Below are 17,221 nucleotides of genomic sequence, written 5' to 3'. Positions count from 1 at the left end.
CGAATATGACGGACATCGTACAGTTATTGGGTAAAGAAGCGGATACGCTTCTTCAACATCGCTGCATGACCATTCCAGCGGATAGCCTTTATTTGCCGGGCGCGGATTATGTCGATCGCGTGATGATTGATAACAATCGTTCTCCTGCGGTACTGCGCAATATGCAGACGCTCTACAACACCGGCCGTCTGGCGGGTACCGGCTATCTGTCGATTCTGCCGGTGGATCAGGGCGTGGAACACTCTGCCGGCGCCTCGTTCGCCGCCAATCCGGCCTATTTCGACCCGAAGAATATCGTCGAGCTGGCGATTGAAGCCGGCTGTAACTGTGTGGCGTCGACCTATGGCGTGCTGGCCTCCGTGTCACGTCGCTACGCACACCGTATCCCGTTTATGGTCAAGCTGAACCATAACGAAACCCTGAGCTATCCCACGCAGTATGACCAGACGCTGTACGCCAGCGTTGAACAGGCGTTCAACATGGGCGCGGTTGCGGTCGGCGCCACCATCTATTTTGGTTCTGAGCAGTCGCGCCGGCAGATCGAGGAAATTGCAGCGGCCTTCGAGCGCGCGCACGAGTTGGGCATGGTGACGGTGCTGTGGGCTTATCTGCGCAACAACGATTTCAAGAAGGATGGGGTGGATTATCACGCCAGCGCCGATTTAACCGGTCAGGCTAACCATCTGGCGGCCACCATTGGTGCCGACATTGTGAAGCAGAAAATGGCGGAGAATAACGGCGGTTATAACGCGGTGAAGTTTGGTCACACCGATGAGCGCGTGTACAGCAAGCTGACCAGTGAGAATCCGATCGATCTGGTGCGCTACCAGCTGGCCAACTGCTATATGGGCCGCGCCGGGCTGATTAACTCCGGCGGTGCTTCAGCCGGTGCGACCGATGTGGCAGAGTCGGTGCGTACGGCAGTGATCAATAAACGCGCCGGCGGCATGGGGCTGATTCTCGGGCGCAAGGCGTTTAAGAAGTCGCTGAAAGAGGGCGTGGCGCTGATTAATGCGGTGCAGGATGTGTATCTGGCGAAGGATGTGACGATTGCCTGATGGTGTGAGGGGCTTTTTCCCCCTCACCCTTACCCTCACCCTAACCCTCTCCCGCCAGCGGGAGAGGGGACAGAAATGTGCGGTTTTTCAGAGTTAATTATTGAAGACTAGCTGGAACAGCTCCCTCTCCCGGTGGGAGAGGGCCGGGGTGAGGGCATCACACCGCACCGCATCAAACCGCACCGCACCCCACCGCAAGCTCACCCCACAGCACTACGGCCCTTCAAACCATTCGCTGTTGCGCTCGGCAATCGGCGTGATGGTCAGAATCATCTCCTGTAGATGTCGCCGCATCGCCTTCTCCGCCGCATCGGCATCTTGCGCTTTCAGCGCGGCAAAAATCTCTTCGTGCTGCTGAATCAGGCTCTCCGGCGGCGACACTTCGCTCAGCGTCAGAAAGCGCACGCGGTCCATCGTCGCTTTAATGTTCTCCACCGTCTCCCACGCCAGCAGGCAGTCAATGCCTTCGGCAATCAACCGGTGAAACTCATCGTCGAGCGCCAGAAACGCCTGGCTGTCGTGGCGTTCCGCTGCCAGTCGCTGCAGCTGCAGATTGTGTTCCAGCGCCATCAGTCCGGTGGCAGCGATCTCCAGCGCGGCGCGACGAACCACGGCGATCTCCACCGCTTCACGGATGAAACGGCCGTCGGCCACGCGCTGGGCGGAGATTTTGCGCACGAAGGTGCCGCGCTGCGGCAGAACCTGCACCAGGCCGGCTTCCGCCAGTTTGATAAAGGCTTCCCGCACCGGCTGCCGCGACACGTTGAAGCGCGCCGACACTTCTTTCTCCGACAGCAGCGAGCCCGGATGGATCACGCAGGTCACGATATCCTTCCGCAGATAGCGATAAATTTGCTGATTTACCGGTTCGCTGGTGGTTATGGTATAGGCAATCGACATGCAGCAATATCCGTATTACGGCTGGCCGCCGCCAGCCCGATGAGAAAGCGTCAGTCTAATCAGCACGCTGCGTCTGCGCTACACATTTGTGCAGGCGGCTTAGCCTTCTGTGACCAGCGCCTGCACCGTGGCGCGTGCACCGGTAAGCCGCAGCTGCTGATACAGCTCGGTAAGCCGCGTAACAAACACCGTGTGATAACGTAAGTCGTCGCCGAACACTGCCTGCAGGCGCAGTAAGGCCTCAACGCGCTGCGGGCCATCCTCGCTATTGGCAACAATGCTGGCCAGCTGCGCGCTGAGCGGATCGCGAATCTCAATCGCCGCGCCCTGCTCATCGACGCCGCTGATATAGCGCATCCAGCCTGCTACGCCCAGCAGCAGATAATCACAGGCCGTCCCGTTACGCAGATGCCAGCGCACGCTATCCAGCAGGCGCTGTGGCAGCTTCTGCGTGCCGTCGGTGGCGATTTGATAAGTGCGATGTTTAATCGCCCGGTTTTCGTAACGGGCGATCAGCGAGTCGGCATAGGCGACCAAATCAACATCCTGCGTGCGCAGCGTGGGTGCCTGATCCTGCAGCATCAGCGCGCGCGCCGCCTGACGAAAATTGGCATCGGCCATGCAATCGCTGATGTGCTGATACCCGGCCAGGTAGCCGAGATAAGCCAGGAACGAGTGGCTGCCGTTGAGCATGCGCAGCTTCATCTCTTCGTACGGCAGCACATCACGCACCAGCTCCGCACCGGCCTGTTCCCACGCCGGGCGGCCGCTGACGAAGTTATCTTCAATCACCCACTGGAAAAAAGGTTCGGCTTCTACCGCCACCGGATCGCGACTGCCCAGCCGCGCTTCCAGCGTCGCGAAAGCCTCATCGGTCATCGCCGGTACGATGCGATCCACCATGGTTGAGGGAAAGGTGAGGTGGGTCTGAATGTAATCCGCCAGCGCCGGGCTGCGACGCTGCGCCAGCTGGGTAATCACATTGCGCGTAACGTGGCCGTTCTCCGGCATGTTGTCACACGACATCACGCTAAACGGCGGCAGATCGCGCTGGCGACGGCGTTCAATCGCCGCCAGGATCACGCCGGGCAGCGAGCGCGGCGCGTCAGGATGCGCCACATCGTGCACGATGTCCGGATGCGTCAGGTCGAGCTGGCCGCTCGACGGCAGCGAACAGTAGCCTTTTTCCGTGACCGTCATCGACACGATGGCGATTTCCGGCTGGCTCATCGCTTCAATCACCGCCTCAATACCGTCACTTTTCGCGTGCAGCGCCTGGGTAATTACGCCAACAATGCGCGTGTGCAGGCTGTCGTCGGCCATTTCGGTCACGCTGTACAGCAAATCCTGCTGGCGCAGAGCGGCGATCAGCGCGCCGCTGTTGAGATTCACTTCGCAGTAGCCCCAGTCGCTGCCGTGCTGCGCCAGTTGGTCAGTGGCCAGCGCCTGATGCGCGCGGTGAAAGGCACCAAAACCGATGTGCACCATGCGGGTTTTCAGCTGGCTGCGGTCGTAACGGGGGCGCTGTACGTCAGCGGGAAGGCGATCGGGTTGTAACATGCATAATCCTTGTGGCAAACGGGGCGCGCGGCGCCCCGGCAGAGTCATTCGATTAAACGGAAACCGGTTTGTCGCTGGCTTTCGGGCTGCGAATCACAAACAGCACCAGCAGCGCACCAAGGGCCGCCACCACGCCCGCCAGCACAAAGGCGCTGTCAAATTTGCCGGTGTGCTGCACGATGAAGCCGGTAACGATCGGGCCGATAATGCCGGACAGGCTGCCAATCAGGTGGATAAAGCCGCTGATGCTGCCGACGCGGCTTTTGTGCACCACATCCTGAATAATCGCCCAGTAAATGGCACCGGTGATGTAAAGGAAGAAGATGGAGATCGACATCATGATCACCGCCGAATTCACCTCTTTGATGGTGCCCGCCAGCGCCACACATATCGCTGCCGCCAGTAGCGACACTACTAACACAATCTTGCGCGATAGCAGCAGCTTACCGGTGATATTAAAGATTTTATCGGAGATCCAGCCGCCCAGCGCCAGGCCAACGAAGCCGACAATCCACGGGATCATGGTCGTGATGCTCATGGCTTTGATATCCAGCCCGTGCGCCTGCACCAGATAGGCCGGGAACCAGCTCAGGAAGAAGAACAGAATGTAGTTGTAGCAGAAGAAGGCGAATGCGGTAACGAGGATAATCGGCTGACGCAGATAGTAGCCCATGCCGTGCGCTTTGCCGTCCGCGTCGATGATATCTGCCGGCTCTTCCGCTTTCAGTTTCTCTACCAGCGCGCGCTCCTGCGCAGAGACGCGCTTACTGCGCGCCGGATTGTCGGCGGCGAAGAAGAACCACAGCGCCATCCACACCAGACCAATCAGGCAGATCACCACAAACGCCGGACGCCAGCCGAAGGAGAGCGCCAGGTAGCCGACAATCGGCCCGGCGACCGCGCCGCCGAGCGGGGAACCGGCACTCAGCAGGCCCATGGCGGTGGCGGCCTGCTTTTTCGGGAACCAGCCGTTGATGGCTTTGTTGGCCGAGGCGCAAATCGGGCCCTCCGCCATGCCGAACAGCACGCGCAGAATCATCATCGACCAGAAACCGGTCGCCAGCGCGGTCATGCCGCAGAACAGTGACCACATGCCGACGGCGGTGCCGAGCACAATCGTCGGGCCAAATTTATCGGTGGCCAGGCCGCCAATAAAGTTGAACAGCGCATAGCCGAAGAAGAAGCTGCCGAAGATCAGGCCGAACTGCTCGGCATTGATCATCAGATCTTTTTCCACCAGCGGCACGGTAAGCGACAGGGCAATACGATCGAGGTAGTTGATCATATACACCAGGAACAGCAGCAGTACGAGGGTCCAGCGTAGATTCTTCAGCATAGAAACTCCGTTTCCCTGTTCTTCTTCAGGCTGCAGCATCACGGGGAGATGACCTTGATGACTGCGGCGCTGCGCCTGATTTATGCAGGGGATTATTGTTGTGGCCGGCGGGTACGCACCGGCATCAGGGACATCTGGTGTGGCGCCTCACTCAATCCATTTGCAGGATCACTTTGCAGCAGGTGCGCGGGTCTTGTTCAAACAGCGTCATGGCGCGCTCGATCTGCGCCAGCGGGAAATAGTGGGTGACCAGTTTCTCCGGCTGGATCAGTCCCTGTTCCAGCCACGCAATCACCTGCGGGAAGCGGTTGCTGTTCAGGCGCGAGGTAAACAGCGACAACTCTTTACTGGTCAACGCCTGCTGCGTCAGGCTACACGGCTCAGCAGAAAACCCGAGCAGGCCGATGCGCGCCGCCGGCGAGGCCAGCGCCGCCGCTTCGGCGAGGATCGCCGGATGGCAGGCGGCGTCGATAATCAGCGTCGGCTGAACGCCTTCCAGCTGCGCCGCCAGCGGGATCTCGCTGTTGTTGAACAGGCGATCGGCACCGTTTTGCTGCGCCAGCGCCAGCCGCTCTGGCAGGCGGTCCACCACCAGCACCTGCTGTACGCCGTACACGCCTTTCAGCACCTGAATGGCGGTCAGCCCCATCGGACCGGCACCGTAAATCAGCGCCACATCCTGTGGCTGCGGTTTGAGGAACGCCGTGATATTCGCGGCAATGGTGAAGGGCTCAACCAGGCTGGCGAGTTGGTCGGGAATGCTCGCCGGCAGGCGATGGGCATTTTTGGCTGGTGCCACCGCATACTCACTGAAGCCGCCGTCGCGGTGGACGCCAATCACCTGCAGTGACTGACAGACATTAGGACGGCCAACGGAGCAGGGATAGCAGTGGCCACAGCTCACCACCGGATCGACCGCCACGCGCTCGCCCAGCCGGCTGGCATCAACGTCCTGTCCGACCGCGTCAATCACGCCAAAGAACTCATGGCCGATCACGCGCGGATAGCGGGCAAATGGATTGTGACCGTGCCAGATGTGCACGTCAGAGCCACAGATGCTGGCAAATTTCACTTTTACCCGTACTTCATCAGCGGCGGGCTGCGGCAGCGCGCGCTCGGCCAGCAGCAGTTTGCCCGGTTGTTCAATCACCACACTTTTCATCATTCACTCCTGGCTGGTGGCCTGAAGGCGCGGCACACCAGTAATAACGCGACAGTAATGACGAAAAAATACGCGCAATAATACTACCATACAAGTTGCTGTTGCAGAGTTGTGAACGCAATCACAGAGCGGATGGGGTAGTTGCAAAGCGAAGTTTCAGAATGGTGTTGCGGTGCGCATCACTGCACACCCTGTAAAGTCGTTACCTGGTTTACAGGGTCGCCATTTATGGCAACCGGGAAAAACGCAGCAGAATGACAGGCCTGCTGCGATCGACGGCACGCTCGCCGCGCAACATCACGGCCGCCGTAACGTCACCGCGCTGAGCGTGCGCCACAATAACTCTTTATCCTGCGGTGACACGTTGCGCTGCTGAATGTCGCGCATAAATTCGGCCTTTTGCGGTGCCTGCAGCGTCGCGCCCTGTTTCAACTGCGCGGCAAGCTGCGTCAGAATCGCGTCGCTGTAATGACCAATGCTTTTGCGCACCTCATCCAGCGGACGCGGCTGCCAGTGCGGCTCCGGCGTTGCCAGCCAGTCGGCGCGATAGCGATACTGAACCGCTTTCGCCACATCCATCTGTGCCTGAATAAACGGCTGCACCGTGGCATCATCCAGACCCAGCTGACGCGCTTCCGCCAGGGCTTTGTCCAGCACCTTGCGCTCCTGACCCAAATCTTCAATCGGCTGATGATGCTGCGCTTTATAACCCGCCACATCCTTCATGTAAGACAAACGCGTGTTAATAAGCTGGCCCGGCGAAGGACTGCTGAGTTCTGCCGCAGCGGCGGAACAGCTGCAAATCAGCAGCGCTAACGTGGCCGATCGTAACTGCATTTCCATACTGATGCTCCCAATGTTCAACCCAGGCGCTGGATCTGCGCGAGGCTCAGGCTAAGACAAAATAATGACATGACAAAGTACAGGGTGAAAAATTATCTTGTTTTTTAATCTACCAACTAGTAGGTTTGTTTTCCAGCGCCTTTTGCCGCAATGTTATTGCGCTTCAGGTTGAATGATTTCTGGCACAGGGCTGCCGCTGAGGCAGCGCTTATCATCAAAAGGAACACTCCATGACGGTCTTATCACATTACAAACGCCTTTCACTGCTGATTGCTGGTTCACTGCTGGCCGGCGCCACGCTGTCGCCGGCGATGGCGGCAGAGATGACAGGGCAAAAAGTGCAGGTACGTGGCGTTGTTGAATCGGTAAACGGGCAGCAGCTCACTATCAAGTCACGCGAAGGATCGGAGGTCAGCGTGGCCATGAAGCCAGGCGCGATGGTGTCTGCGGTGGCGAAAGCCAGCATCAGCGACATTAAAAAGGGCGATTACGTGGGCATAGCCTCACTGCCGAAAGCGGGCGGCGGAGATGGCGCGCTCGAAGTGCTGATTTTCCCGGCGCAGCTGAAAGGCGCAGGCGAGGGCAACTTCAGCTGGGATCTGAAGCCGGGCAGCTCAATGACCAACGCCACAGTCGCCAATAGCGTCACCTCGGTGGATAACAGCGAAGTGACGGTGAGCTATCACGGCCATCAGAAAAAAATTGCCATTCCGGCTGGTACGCCGGTGGTGACGCTGGCCGCCGCCACCCCGGATGACCTGAAACCCGGCACCACGGTGTTTGTTCCGGCCGAGAAGGGCGCCGACGGTAAGCTCACCGCAGGCAATGTCATTGTCGGCAAAAACGGCGTAGTGCCGCCGATGTAATCCGGATCCAGCCAGGCCTCGCCTGGCTGGTAAGGGGCTCGATGATGCAACAGCCTTCACCTTCCCGCAGTAAAACGCTAATCCGTCGTCATTCGCTGCTGGTGCGCGTGACGCACTGGGTCAACGCCCTGTGTTTTGCCGTACTGCTGATGAGCGGATTGCAAATCTTTAATGCGCATCCACGTCTGTATGTCGGCCTGTATGGCGCAGACCATGAGCAGCCGGTGTTTGAAATCGGCAATCGTCAGCAGCAGGGATTTGTCCGGCTCGGCTCGCTGCAACTGAATACCACCGGCGTGCTCGGTGTCTCGAAGCTGGAGGGCACGCTGACGGCGCGCGCGTTCCCCGGCTGGCTGACGCTGCCGTCGTGGCAGGATTTGGGAGCCGGTCGCCACTGGCACTTCTTTTTTGCCTGGCTGCTGCTGTTCAACGGCGTGATTTATCTGCTGCACGGTTTCTGGCACCGGCACTTTCGCCGCGATCTGTTGCCCGACCGTCAGCAGCTGGGCGCGCGTCATTTGTGGCAGGAGATTTGCGACCACGCCCGGCTGCGCTTCGCCCGCGGTGAAGCGGCGCGGCGCTATAACGCGTTGCAGAAACTCAGCTATCTGCTGGTGATCTTCATACTGTTGCCGCTGATGCTGCTCAGTGGATTAACCCTGTCGCCAGCGCTGGATGCGGCGCTGCCGTTTTTACCCGATCTGTTTGGCGGCCGTCCGACGGCGCGAACGGTGCACTTTATCACCGCCACGCTGCTGGTGCTGTTTGTGCTGGTGCATGTAGTGATGGTGCTGGTGTCAGGCGTGTTCAATAACCTGCGTTCGATGATCACCGGACGTTACGCGATCGACAAAGAGGATACCCCATCATGAAAATCGAGCTGTCGCGTCGCCGCCTGCTGCTGGGCGCGCTGTCCGGCGCCGGCGCGGCGCTGCTGAGCGGTTGCGATCAACTGACGCAAAACGACACGGTCAGCGGCTGGCTCAATCAGACCGAGCGGCTGACGCGTGCCAGCCAGCGCCTGCTGGGCGGCCAGCGGCTGGCACCGGAGTTCAGCGAGGCCGATATTTCGCCGCTGTTCCGCGCCAACGGCACGCAAATGCCCGACTCCGACGAATATGCGCGTTTGCTGGCGAACGGGTTTGCCGACTGGCGGTTGCGCGTCACCGGGCTGGTGCAACAGCCGCTGAGTTTATCGCTCAGCGATCTGCAGCGGTTCCCCAGTCGCACGCAGATTACCCGGCACGACTGCGTGGAGGGCTGGAGCGCGATTGGCAAATGGCAGGGCGTACCGCTCGGACTGGTGCTGGATGCAGCGCGCCTGCGGCCAGGTGCCCGCTACGTAGTGTTCCTGTGTGCCGACGAACTGGAGCAGACGCTGGACGGCAGCGGGCGCTACTACGAAAGTATCGATCTGCAGGATGCGTGGCATCCGCAAACGCTGCTGGCCTACCGTATGAACGATCAGCCGCTACCGGTCGCGCACGGTGCGCCGCTGCGTCTCCGGGTCGAGCGCCAGCTCGGTTACAAGCACGCCAAGTATCTGATGGAAATTAAAGTGGTGGATTCGTTTGCCCAGCTGTGGGGCGGACGCGGTGGCTACTGGGAAGATCGCGGTTACGAGTGGTATGGCGGTATCTGAACGTCAGAACGCAGAAAAGCAAAAAGCCTGCTTTAAAAGCAGGCTTTTCTAAATCTGGCTCCTCTGACTGGACTCGAACCAGTGACATACGGATTAACAGTCCGCCGTTCTACCGACTGAACTACAGAGGAATCGTTTGGAACGGGGCGCATATTATCGGGCAGGCTGTGGCTTGTCAAAGCTCTTTTTCACAATTTTTTCTGACTGCTGAATAAAGCGTCAATTGCCCGACGCGGGCCCGCGCGATGGCGCGAATTAGCGCCAGCACTGCGCCTGATTGTGAGAGATGTCACCAATGCTATGCAAAATTACATTCTGATTTGTCGCTTCTGTCAGATACCTCGCATGTATGATCACAGATATTTCATTTTTCCGTTGTCGCCGCCCAAAACGAAACATATATTCCGGGAAACTCATCCCCGTGAACCGCAGGTGCAGCATGAACAAAGTCAGAATCGGTATGATTGGCAGTGGATATATTGGGCGTTGTCACGCGATTGCCTATGCGCAGGCACCCACGGTGTTCGCCCTGAAGGGTGAGATTGTGCGCGAGATGCTGGCAGAGGTGAATTCGGCGCTGGCGGCGCAGCAGGCGGCGACGTTTGGCTTTGCCCGTTCGACGGGCGACTGGCGCGAGCTGGTACGCGATCCGCACATCGACGTGGTCGATATCTGCGCGCCCAATTTCCTGCACAAAGAGATGGCGCTGGAGGCGATTCGCCACGGCAAGCACGTCTACTCCGAAAAGCCACTGTCGCTCTCGGTGGCCGATGCCGAAGAGATGGTGCAGGCGGCAGAGCAGGCGGGAGTGAAAACCCTGGTAGGCTTTAACTACATGAAAAACCCCACCAGCCAGCTGGCACGGGAGATTATCGCGCGCGGTGAGATCGGCGAGGTGGTGCACTTTTACGGCACCCATAACGAAGATTATCTGGCGCGCGCGGAGACGCCGCTCGACTGGCACTGCCAGAAAGCGCTGGCCGGTCTCGGCGCGCTTGGCGATCTGGCGGCGCATATCGTCAACATGGCGCACTATCTGGTCGGTGATATTGATGAGGTGAGCGGTGACATGATGACGGTGATCAAACAGCGACCGGATCCGAAGGCGCCGTCACGTCTGCTGCCGGTGGAAAATGAAGATCAGGCCAGCGCGCTGCTGCGCTTTAAAAATGGCGCGCACGGCGTGATTGAAACCTCGCGTATCGCCTGCGGCAGCAAGATGGGGCTGACTTATGTGGTGACCGGCACCAAAGGCACGCTGCGCTACACGCAGGAACGCATGGCTGAGCTGGAACTGTACCTGCACGACGATCCGGCCGGCCGCCAGGGCTTTAAAACCATTCTCACCGGTCCGGCGCATCCCGATTACGCCAGCTTCTGCGTCTCGGCCGGCCACGGCATCGGTTTTAACGATCAGAAAACGGTTGAGATTCGCGATCTGATTAACGGCATCGCCGCCGGCGACCGCATGTGGCCGGATTTTGCCGAAGGGCTGCAGGTGCAGAAGGTGCTGGAAGCGGTGGCGATTTCCGCCGTGGAGCGCCGCTGGATGAAGGTGTGACGCAGAGCGTCAGCCGGAGACGCACGTAACCGCTCGCCATGAATGGCGACCTTACACGGTGCGTGCAGGGATGGCGAGCCTCACAGGGTGCGCATTTATGCGCACCGGGATAATGCAGGAATTTTCCAATGATTACGCCAGCAATGCACACTGCGGCGGCAGGCGGCAGCTCAGCGCGCCGGGCTGCACCTCAATCACAAACTCGCTGCCGGACAGCGGCTCGCCGTCGAGGTTAAAGGTCATCTCATGCGGTGAACGGATGGTCAGCGACGTCAGCTGTGCCGCGACAATGTTCGGGTTATCGTCGTCGCGCGTCAGCGAGTGCAACAACGTTGGCAGCAGCTCCTGGGCGGTGACGATGCTGAGATTGAGCTGTCCGTCATTGATCAGCGCTTCCGGACATAACCGCTGTCCGCCACCGGCCTGACGGCCATTGCCAATGCCAATCACCAGCGCGTCACCCTGCCAGTGAAAGCCCGGTCCGCTGATTTCGCAGCTGTCCGGCTTCAGCGCATCAACGCGCATCAGGCCATGAATAAAATAGGAAACGCCGCCCAGCGCCGATTTCAGTTTCTCCGGCGTTTCCGTAGTGATGCGTGTGCCAAAACCGCCGGTCGCCATGTTGATGAAGTAACGGTCGCCGTTCACCCGCGCCAGATCGATGGCCGTGGCTTTGCCCAGCACCGCCAGCCGCAGTGCCGCTTCCATTTCTGCCGGAATACCGGCGCTGGTAGCAAAATCGTTGGCAGTGCCAAGCGGTAAAATCCCCAGCACCGGCCGCTGCGCTGGCGGCAGGGCGGCCAGCGCGGTGGCAATCTCATTGATGGTGCCATCGCCGCCGCCAGCCACCACGGTTTCCGCCTGCAGCTGCAGCGCTTCCTGCACGTAGCGGTCACCGTCGCCTTTTTCCCAGGTCACGCGCACCGCCAGGTTAAAGCCTTCGTCGCGCAGGGTATTCACGGCGGCACGCAACTCTTCATTGCCTGCGCCTTTTCCATTCAGAATCAGCAAAGTGAGGGGTTTATTTTGCATTATCGCTTCCCTGATGAGTAAGACAGAGCTGTGGTTATAGCATAGCTGCGGCGGGAACTTTATCGGCGAACGATGAAAAAAAGAAAACCCGCACGGGGGAGCCGGGCGGGTGAATGAGGTGGTTCCTGGTACTACCTGCTGTTTGTTGTTACTCGTTAGCAGCAGGCGCGATTCTAAAGCGCGGCGAAGCGGCGGTCTGTGATCTTGTTCTAACTTCGCCGTTTTCTTTTCATTTAGTGCGATTTTTACCGTGCGGATCGTAAGTGCTGTTACCGTCGGTAAAATTGCGCAGCAGCAGCGCATAGGCCAGATCGACCCCCTCCGGCACGCTGATCCAGACGCGATGACCATCTCCCGGAGCGACTTCAACCGCGGCACCCTTGTCATTCTGCATCGCCTGCAGCGTGCAGTTGAGATTGCCGTCCGGCGTCATGATCTCCACTCTATCGCCCAGCATGAATTTGTTCTTCACCGCCACCTGCGCCCACGTACCGCGCCGCTCACCGGTAAATTCACCGACAAACTGCTGACGCTCCGAAATGGAAAAACCCTGCTCGTAGTTTTGATAGCTGTCATGGGTGTGGCGACGCAAAAAACCTTCGGTATAGCCGCGGTGCGCCAGCCCTTCCAGCGTCTCCAGCAGTGCCGGATCGAAAGGTTTGCCGGCGGCCGCATCGTCGATTGCGCGGCGGTACACCTGCGCGGTGCGCGCACAGTAGTAGAACGATTTGGTGCGGCCCTCAATTTTCAGCGAATGCACGCCCATCTGGCTCAGGCGTTCGACGTGCGCCACCGCGCGCAGATCTTTCGAGTTCATGATGTAGGTGCCGTGCTCATCTTCGAACGCGCTCATCACCTCGCCTGGCTTCATCTTCTCTTCCAGCAGGAATACCCGGTCGGTAGGCTGACCGACGCCGAGCGTCGCGGGCTGCACCGCAACCGGCTGATGGAAGCCAACAATGTTGCCGACCTCATCCTGCTGGCCTTCGGCCACGTTATATTCCCAGCGGCAGGCGTTGGTACAGGTGCCCTGATTAGGATCGCGCTTATTCAGATAGCCAGAGAGCAGGCAGCGGCCGGAGTAGGCCATGCACAGCGCGCCGTGGACAAAGATTTCGATCTCCATCTCCGGTACCTGCTGGCGAATTTCGGCGATCTCCTCCAGCGACAGCTCGCGTGACAGAATCACGCGCGTCAGCCCCATCTGCTGCCAGAACTTCACCGTGGCCCAGTTCACCGCGTTAGCCTGCACCGACAGGTGAATCGGCATCTGCGGGAAGGCTTCACGCACCAGCATGATCAGGCCGGGATCGGACATGATCAGCGCATCCGGCTGCATTTCGATGACCGGCGTCAGATCGCGGATAAAGGTTTTCAGCTTGGCGTTGTGCGGGGCAATGTTTACCACCACGTAAAACTTCTTGCCGAGCGCGTGCGCCTCGCTGATGCCTTTGGCGAGGTTTTCATGGGTGAATTCGTTATTGCGCACGCGCAGGCTGTAGCGCGGCTGGCCGGCATACACCGCGTCGGCGCCGTAGGCAAAGGCGTAACGCATATTTTTCAGCGTGCCTGCCGGCGAAAGCAGTTCGGGTTTAAGCATGGGAAGTTCTCACTGATGTCAGGTCAGCATGCCATCACGGATGGCACGTGCAGCGGCCGCGTCAGGCGGCCCTGCAAAAGGTGGGGAATTGTAGGCAGGGCGACTCCCGATGTAAATTGACCTGGATCAATCTAAGCGGTTACAGCAGGCGGCCAACATCCGCTTCCCAGCGATATCCCATGCCGTACACGGCGCGAATAAACGGCTGTTCGGCATCAAGGTTCTCCAGCTTGCGCCGCAGGTTCTTGATGTGGCTGTCAATGGTGCGATCGGTGACCACGCGATAGTCGTCATACAGATGGTTCAGCAGTTGCTCGCGCGAAAACACTTTGCCCGGCTCCAGCGCCAGGGTTTTCAGCAGGCGGAACTCGGCGGGCGTCAGCTCCAGCGGCTGTTCGCGCCAGCTGGCCTGGAAACGCCCTTCGTCGATCAGCAGATGCGAGGCCAGCTGCGCCTCTTCTGGCGAACGTTTCACCCGGCGCAGAATGGTTTTCACCCGCGCCACCACTTCACGCGGGCTGAAGGGTTTGCAGATATAGTCGTCAGCGCCAATCTCCAGCCCGAGCAGGCGATCGATCTCTTCCGTGCGTGCGGTCACCATGATAATCGGCAGCTCGGAGAAGCGGCGAATTTCCCGACACAGCGTCAGGCCGTCACGGCCCGGCAGCATCAAATCCAGCAGCATCAGGTCCGGCGGCGTTTGCTGCACGTAACTCAGTACCGCGTTGCCATCGGCGAGGTGATGCGTGCGGTAGTTTGACGCCTGCAGATAATCAATCATCAGCTGCGCCAGTTTGGGTTCGTCTTCCACAACAAGAATCAGGGGATCGCTATTTTCCGTGCTCATAAAGGGTGTCTAGTGAGGAACATACGGCAAGTTTAGCGTGATTTTCAGCCCACCTAAATCAGAGTCGGCCGCATTAATGCTGCCGTCATGCGCCTCAACAATATTCTTGCAGATCGCCAGACCGAGCCCGGAGCCGCCGCTGGCGCGATTGCGCGAGCTTTCGGCGCGGAAGAAGCGCTCAAACAGCTGTGCCTGCTGCTGGCGCTCGACGCCCGGTGCGCTGTCGGCAAACTGCAGCTGCCACTGCTCGCCGCTGAGCTGCATACTGAGCTGCACCGTGCCACCGGCATCGGTGTAGCGCAGGCTGTTTTCCAGCAGGTTAGTAAACAGCTGCATCAGCCGGTCCGGATCGCCAAAGCTGCTGGCCTGTGCCGGTAGCATCAGGCTGAGCGTCAACCCCCGGCTGCGATAGCGTTCGCCAAAACTGCCCGCCACCACCTCCAGCAGACTGACCAGATCCACCGGCTGTTTGCGGTAGGCGAGGGCGCCCGCGTCGGAGAGCGACAGCTGGTGCAGGTCTTCCACCAGCTGGGTCAGCAGCGCGACTTCGCTCTGCAGCGAACTGATGGCGTCGGGCGTCAGCTTGCGCACGCCATCCTGCATCGCCTCCAGCTCACCGCGCAAAATCGCCAGCGGCGTACGCAGCTCATGGGAAATATCGGCCATAAAGGCGCGCCGGTTGCTCTCGTTTTTCTCCAGCGAGCGCGCCAGCTGGTTGAAGTCGCGCGCCAGCTGGCCAATTTCGTCGCTGCTGCCAACCTCCACCCGGGTGGTAAATTTGCCCGCCGCCAGCTGATGGGTGCCGTCTACCAGCCGTTTCACCGGCGCCAGCAGGCCGCGCGCCAGCAGCCAGGTGACCAGCGCGGCCAGCAGCGTGGTGAGGCCGACAATCAGCCAGCTGGTCTGACGCTGCTGATGGTCAAAGTTGATGTCGGTGCTGCGCGTCAGCCGCTCGGCGGGCGAGGCAATCACCCAGCCAACAATCTTGCCGTTGCTGGTGGTGATATTGCGGCGCGAGCCTTCCGGCGGCACCGGCGAGCGCGGGCCGGACAATATTTTGTACTGCTGATCGATAATCCAGAACTGGGTGCGCCAGCCGTGCGGCGGCAGCTGCGTGCCGCTGCCAGGATTCTGTTCCAGCGAGCGCAGAATGGTGAAAATCAGCCGGTCGTTGTTACGCAAAAAATCCCAGCTACCGTGCTGTTCGTATTGATCGGCCAGCGCATCGCTCAGCAGCGTCAGGCGCTGCTCGTTGCCCTTTTTGATGTAATCGACAAAGCCATGCTCAAAGCTGAGGCGCACGCCCCAGTGCATGGTGATGATCACCAGCATGCAGGTGGAAAAAATCGCCATAAACAGTTTGGCGCTGATGCCGAGTTTTACCGGCTGCTTCATCCTTTTCTCCTGCCTCTCAGGTCCACGTTTTTACTCACATCGGCGGGTACGCGCCAGAACACCAGCGCCGGCAGCGCAATCACCAGCGCCATGCACAAATAGGTGTACATAAAGGTTTGATGGGTCGCGGCGCTGTCGCTCACCGCGCCATGGCCGAAAGCGCCGAGCAGCAGACCGGCCACGGTGACGCCGATACTCATCGACAGCTGCATGATCATCGACAGCAGGCTGTTGCCGCTCGAGGCCAGCTCGTCCGGCAGTTCTTTCAGCGTCAGGGTATTCATGGACGAAAAGCGGATGGCATTGACCATGCCCTGCAACAGCAGCACCACGGGCAGCAGCCAGATCCAGCCGAGCAGCGCCACCACGGGAAACAGCAGCACCACCAGCGCCAGCGCCAGCGTGCCGCCCACCAGCGCGTTACGATAGCCAAACAGGTTCACGATGCGCACCACCACACGTTTGATGCCCATGTTGCCCAGCACCATCGGGATCATCATCAGCCCGGCGTGGAACGGGCTAAAGCCGAGGCCCACCTGCAGAAAAATCGGCGTCATAAACGGCAGCATGCCGCTGCCGATGCGGCCGGTGAAGCTGCCGAGCAGGCCGATGGCGTATATGCGGTTGTCAAACAGCTTCAGGCTAAACAGCGCGTTATCGTTGTTGCGACCGTGCATCAGGTAGAACAACAGGGAAAACACCCCCAGCAGAATCAGCAGGCACAGCAGCAGCGGTGAGCCGCCGGCGCTGCGCTGGCCGTCGAGCGCCAGCGTCAGCGTAGCCATGCCGACCGCCAGCAGCACAAAACCGAGGAAGTCAAAGCGTCGCGTCTGCATGGTGTAGTTCGGCATCAGCAGCAGCGTGGCGATGGCACCGATGATGCCGACCGGAATGTTGATCAGGAAGATCCAGTGCCAGCTGGCATACTCCACCAAAATGCCGCCCAGCGCCGGGCCGAGCAGCGGGCCAATCTGGCCGGGCAGGGTGACAAAGGTCATGGCCGACATGTACTGCTCACGCGGCACGATTTTCATCACCGTCAGCCGGCCTACCGGCACCATCATCGCGCCGCCGATGCCCTGGACCACGCGCGCCATCACCAGCTGCTCGAGTGACGTGGCGAAGGCACACAGCAGCGAACCGAGGCTAAACAGCACGATGGCGCAGAAGAAGATGTTGCGCACGCCAAAGCGGTCCGCCAGCCAGCCGCTGAGCGGCAGCGTGACCGCCACGGTGAGCACGTAGGAGACAATCACCGAGTGCATATGCAGCGGGCTGACGTTGAGATCGTGGGCCATCGCCGGAATCGCGGTGTTCACAATGGTGGTATCCAGCGTCTGCATAAAAAAGCCGAAGGCCACAATCCACAGTTGCCAGCGGACGGTGGCGGTTTGTGCGTTCATGGTCATCCCGTGTTAA

General features: G+C 59.7%; 15 protein-coding genes and 1 tRNA gene. 5 read left to right on the top strand and 11 right to left on the bottom strand.

Features of this window, described 5'->3' with window-relative positions; genetic code table 11:
- Positions 1-5 precede the first annotated feature (5 nt).
- Positions 6-1,058 (top strand): class I fructose-bisphosphate aldolase, encoded by a 1,053-nt coding sequence (fbaB, locus tag FT726_RS05280; RefSeq protein ID WP_058757271.1) that lies wholly within the window; start codon positions 6-8, stop codon positions 1,056-1,058.
- 213 nt (positions 1,059-1,271) lie between these two features.
- On the opposite strand, the gene FT726_RS05275 is transcribed toward fbaB, so the two are convergent.
- From FT726_RS05275 to FT726_RS05255, 5 genes are all read right to left on the bottom strand, one after another.
- Positions 1,272-1,958 carry a GntR family transcriptional regulator gene (locus FT726_RS05275; protein ID WP_021509299.1) on the bottom strand — a complete coding sequence of 229 codons (687 nt, stop codon included), beginning with the start codon at positions 1,956-1,958 and terminating at the stop codon, positions 1,272-1,274.
- 99 nt (positions 1,959-2,057) lie between these two features.
- Entirely contained in the window at positions 2,058-3,518 is a 1,461-nt protein-coding gene (locus FT726_RS05270) for a mannitol dehydrogenase family protein (RefSeq protein ID WP_058757272.1), read from the bottom strand.
- 52 nt (positions 3,519-3,570) lie between these two features.
- Complete coding sequence (locus FT726_RS05265; protein WP_058757273.1) at positions 3,571-4,854, bottom strand: MFS transporter; 1,284 nt, start codon at positions 4,852-4,854, stop codon at positions 3,571-3,573.
- A gap of 151 nt (positions 4,855-5,005) precedes the next feature.
- Positions 5,006-6,016 carry a Zn-dependent oxidoreductase gene (locus FT726_RS05260; protein WP_222986676.1) on the bottom strand — a complete coding sequence of 337 codons (1,011 nt, stop codon included), beginning with the start codon at positions 6,014-6,016 and terminating at the stop codon, positions 5,006-5,008.
- 297 nt (positions 6,017-6,313) lie between these two features.
- Positions 6,314-6,859, bottom strand: a complete 546-nt coding sequence (locus FT726_RS05255) for a chorismate mutase (protein ID WP_058775774.1) — start codon at positions 6,857-6,859, stop codon at positions 6,314-6,316.
- A 230-nt stretch (positions 6,860-7,089) separates the two neighbouring features.
- Here FT726_RS05255 and FT726_RS05250 point away from each other — a divergent pair, with 230 nt between their 5' ends.
- The 3 genes from FT726_RS05250 to FT726_RS05240 are packed head-to-tail and all read left to right on the top strand — an operon-like array spanning position 7,090 to position 9,367.
- Positions 7,090-7,725, top strand: a complete 636-nt coding sequence (locus tag FT726_RS05250) for a hypothetical protein (protein ID WP_346302539.1) — start codon at positions 7,090-7,092, stop codon at positions 7,723-7,725.
- A gap of 41 nt (positions 7,726-7,766) precedes the next feature.
- Positions 7,767-8,597 (top strand): cytochrome b/b6 domain-containing protein, encoded by an 831-nt coding sequence (locus tag FT726_RS05245; protein ID WP_150058663.1) that lies wholly within the window; start codon positions 7,767-7,769, stop codon positions 8,595-8,597.
- A complete protein-coding gene (locus FT726_RS05240; RefSeq protein WP_021509306.1) occupies positions 8,594-9,367 on the top strand; it encodes a molybdopterin-binding protein in 774 nt (257 codons plus the stop codon). The genes FT726_RS05245 and FT726_RS05240 overlap by 4 nt, the downstream gene beginning before the upstream one ends.
- 55 nt (positions 9,368-9,422) lie before the next feature.
- Here the strand turns inward: FT726_RS05240 and FT726_RS05235 are convergent.
- Positions 9,423-9,498 (bottom strand) — tRNA-Asn (locus FT726_RS05235).
- A gap of 308 nt (positions 9,499-9,806) precedes the next feature.
- On the opposite strand from FT726_RS05235, the gene FT726_RS05230 reads away from it, so the two are divergent.
- Entirely contained in the window at positions 9,807-10,928 is a 1,122-nt protein-coding gene (locus tag FT726_RS05230; protein WP_282995956.1) for a Gfo/Idh/MocA family oxidoreductase, read from the top strand.
- A 132-nt stretch (positions 10,929-11,060) separates the two neighbouring features.
- On the opposite strand, the gene yegS is transcribed toward FT726_RS05230, so the two are convergent.
- The 5 genes from yegS to mdtD all read right to left on the bottom strand — a co-directional run bounded on the left by yegS (position 11,061) and on the right by mdtD (position 17,205).
- Positions 11,061-11,960, bottom strand: coding sequence for a lipid kinase YegS (gene yegS, locus FT726_RS05225; RefSeq protein ID WP_288421966.1), 900 nt, complete (start codon positions 11,958-11,960; stop codon positions 11,061-11,063).
- A gap of 229 nt (positions 11,961-12,189) precedes the next feature.
- Positions 12,190-13,560, bottom strand: coding sequence for a tRNA 5-hydroxyuridine modification protein YegQ (yegQ, locus tag FT726_RS05220; protein ID WP_346302538.1), 1,371 nt, complete (start codon positions 13,558-13,560; stop codon positions 12,190-12,192).
- A gap of 139 nt (positions 13,561-13,699) precedes the next feature.
- Complete coding sequence (gene baeR / locus FT726_RS05215; RefSeq protein WP_031280058.1) at positions 13,700-14,407, bottom strand: two-component system response regulator BaeR; 708 nt, start codon at positions 14,405-14,407, stop codon at positions 13,700-13,702.
- Positions 14,408-14,416: 9 nt separating this feature from the next.
- On the bottom strand, positions 14,417-15,802 hold the full coding sequence (baeS, locus tag FT726_RS05210) for a two-component system sensor histidine kinase BaeS (protein ID WP_058757282.1): 1,386 nt from the start codon (positions 15,800-15,802) through the stop codon (positions 14,417-14,419).
- A complete protein-coding gene (gene mdtD, locus FT726_RS05205; protein WP_166711706.1) occupies positions 15,799-17,205 on the bottom strand; it encodes a multidrug transporter subunit MdtD in 1,407 nt (468 codons plus the stop codon). The genes baeS and mdtD overlap by 4 nt, the downstream gene beginning before the upstream one ends.
- Positions 17,206-17,221 lie beyond the last annotated feature (16 nt).

The sequence above is a fragment of the Pantoea sp. Morm genome (assembly GCF_016643525.1).
In the GTDB taxonomy this organism is placed as follows: Bacteria; Pseudomonadota; Gammaproteobacteria; order Enterobacterales; family Enterobacteriaceae; genus Pantoea; species Pantoea dispersa.
This window is presented reverse-complemented; position numbering and strand designations above follow the sequence as displayed.

Coding starts and splice junctions, on each gene's coding strand:
- fbaB (WP_058757271.1), top strand. CDS start 6: ATGACGGACATCGTACAGTTATTGGGTAAAGAAGCGGATACGCTTCTT.
- FT726_RS05275 (WP_021509299.1), bottom strand. CDS start 1,958: ATGTCGATTGCCTATACCATAACCACCAGCGAACCGGTAAATCAGCAA.
- FT726_RS05270 (WP_058757272.1), bottom strand. CDS start 3,518: ATGTTACAACCCGATCGCCTTCCCGCTGACGTACAGCGCCCCCGTTAC.
- FT726_RS05265 (WP_058757273.1), bottom strand. CDS start 4,854: ATGCTGAAGAATCTACGCTGGACCCTCGTACTGCTGCTGTTCCTGGTG.
- FT726_RS05260 (WP_222986676.1), bottom strand. CDS start 6,016: ATGAAAAGTGTGGTGATTGAACAACCGGGCAAACTGCTGCTGGCCGAG.
- FT726_RS05255 (WP_058775774.1), bottom strand. CDS start 6,859: ATGGAAATGCAGTTACGATCGGCCACGTTAGCGCTGCTGATTTGCAGC.
- FT726_RS05250 (WP_346302539.1), top strand. CDS start 7,090: ATGACGGTCTTATCACATTACAAACGCCTTTCACTGCTGATTGCTGGT.
- FT726_RS05245 (WP_150058663.1), top strand. CDS start 7,767: ATGATGCAACAGCCTTCACCTTCCCGCAGTAAAACGCTAATCCGTCGT.
- FT726_RS05240 (WP_021509306.1), top strand. CDS start 8,594: ATGAAAATCGAGCTGTCGCGTCGCCGCCTGCTGCTGGGCGCGCTGTCC.
- FT726_RS05230 (WP_282995956.1), top strand. CDS start 9,807: ATGAACAAAGTCAGAATCGGTATGATTGGCAGTGGATATATTGGGCGT.
- yegS (WP_288421966.1), bottom strand. CDS start 11,960: ATGCAAAATAAACCCCTCACTTTGCTGATTCTGAATGGAAAAGGCGCA.
- yegQ (WP_346302538.1), bottom strand. CDS start 13,560: ATGCTTAAACCCGAACTGCTTTCGCCGGCAGGCACGCTGAAAAATATG.
- baeR (WP_031280058.1), bottom strand. CDS start 14,407: ATGAGCACGGAAAATAGCGATCCCCTGATTCTTGTTGTGGAAGACGAA.
- baeS (WP_058757282.1), bottom strand. CDS start 15,802: ATGAAGCAGCCGGTAAAACTCGGCATCAGCGCCAAACTGTTTATGGCG.
- mdtD (WP_166711706.1), bottom strand. CDS start 17,205: ATGAACGCACAAACCGCCACCGTCCGCTGGCAACTGTGGATTGTGGCC.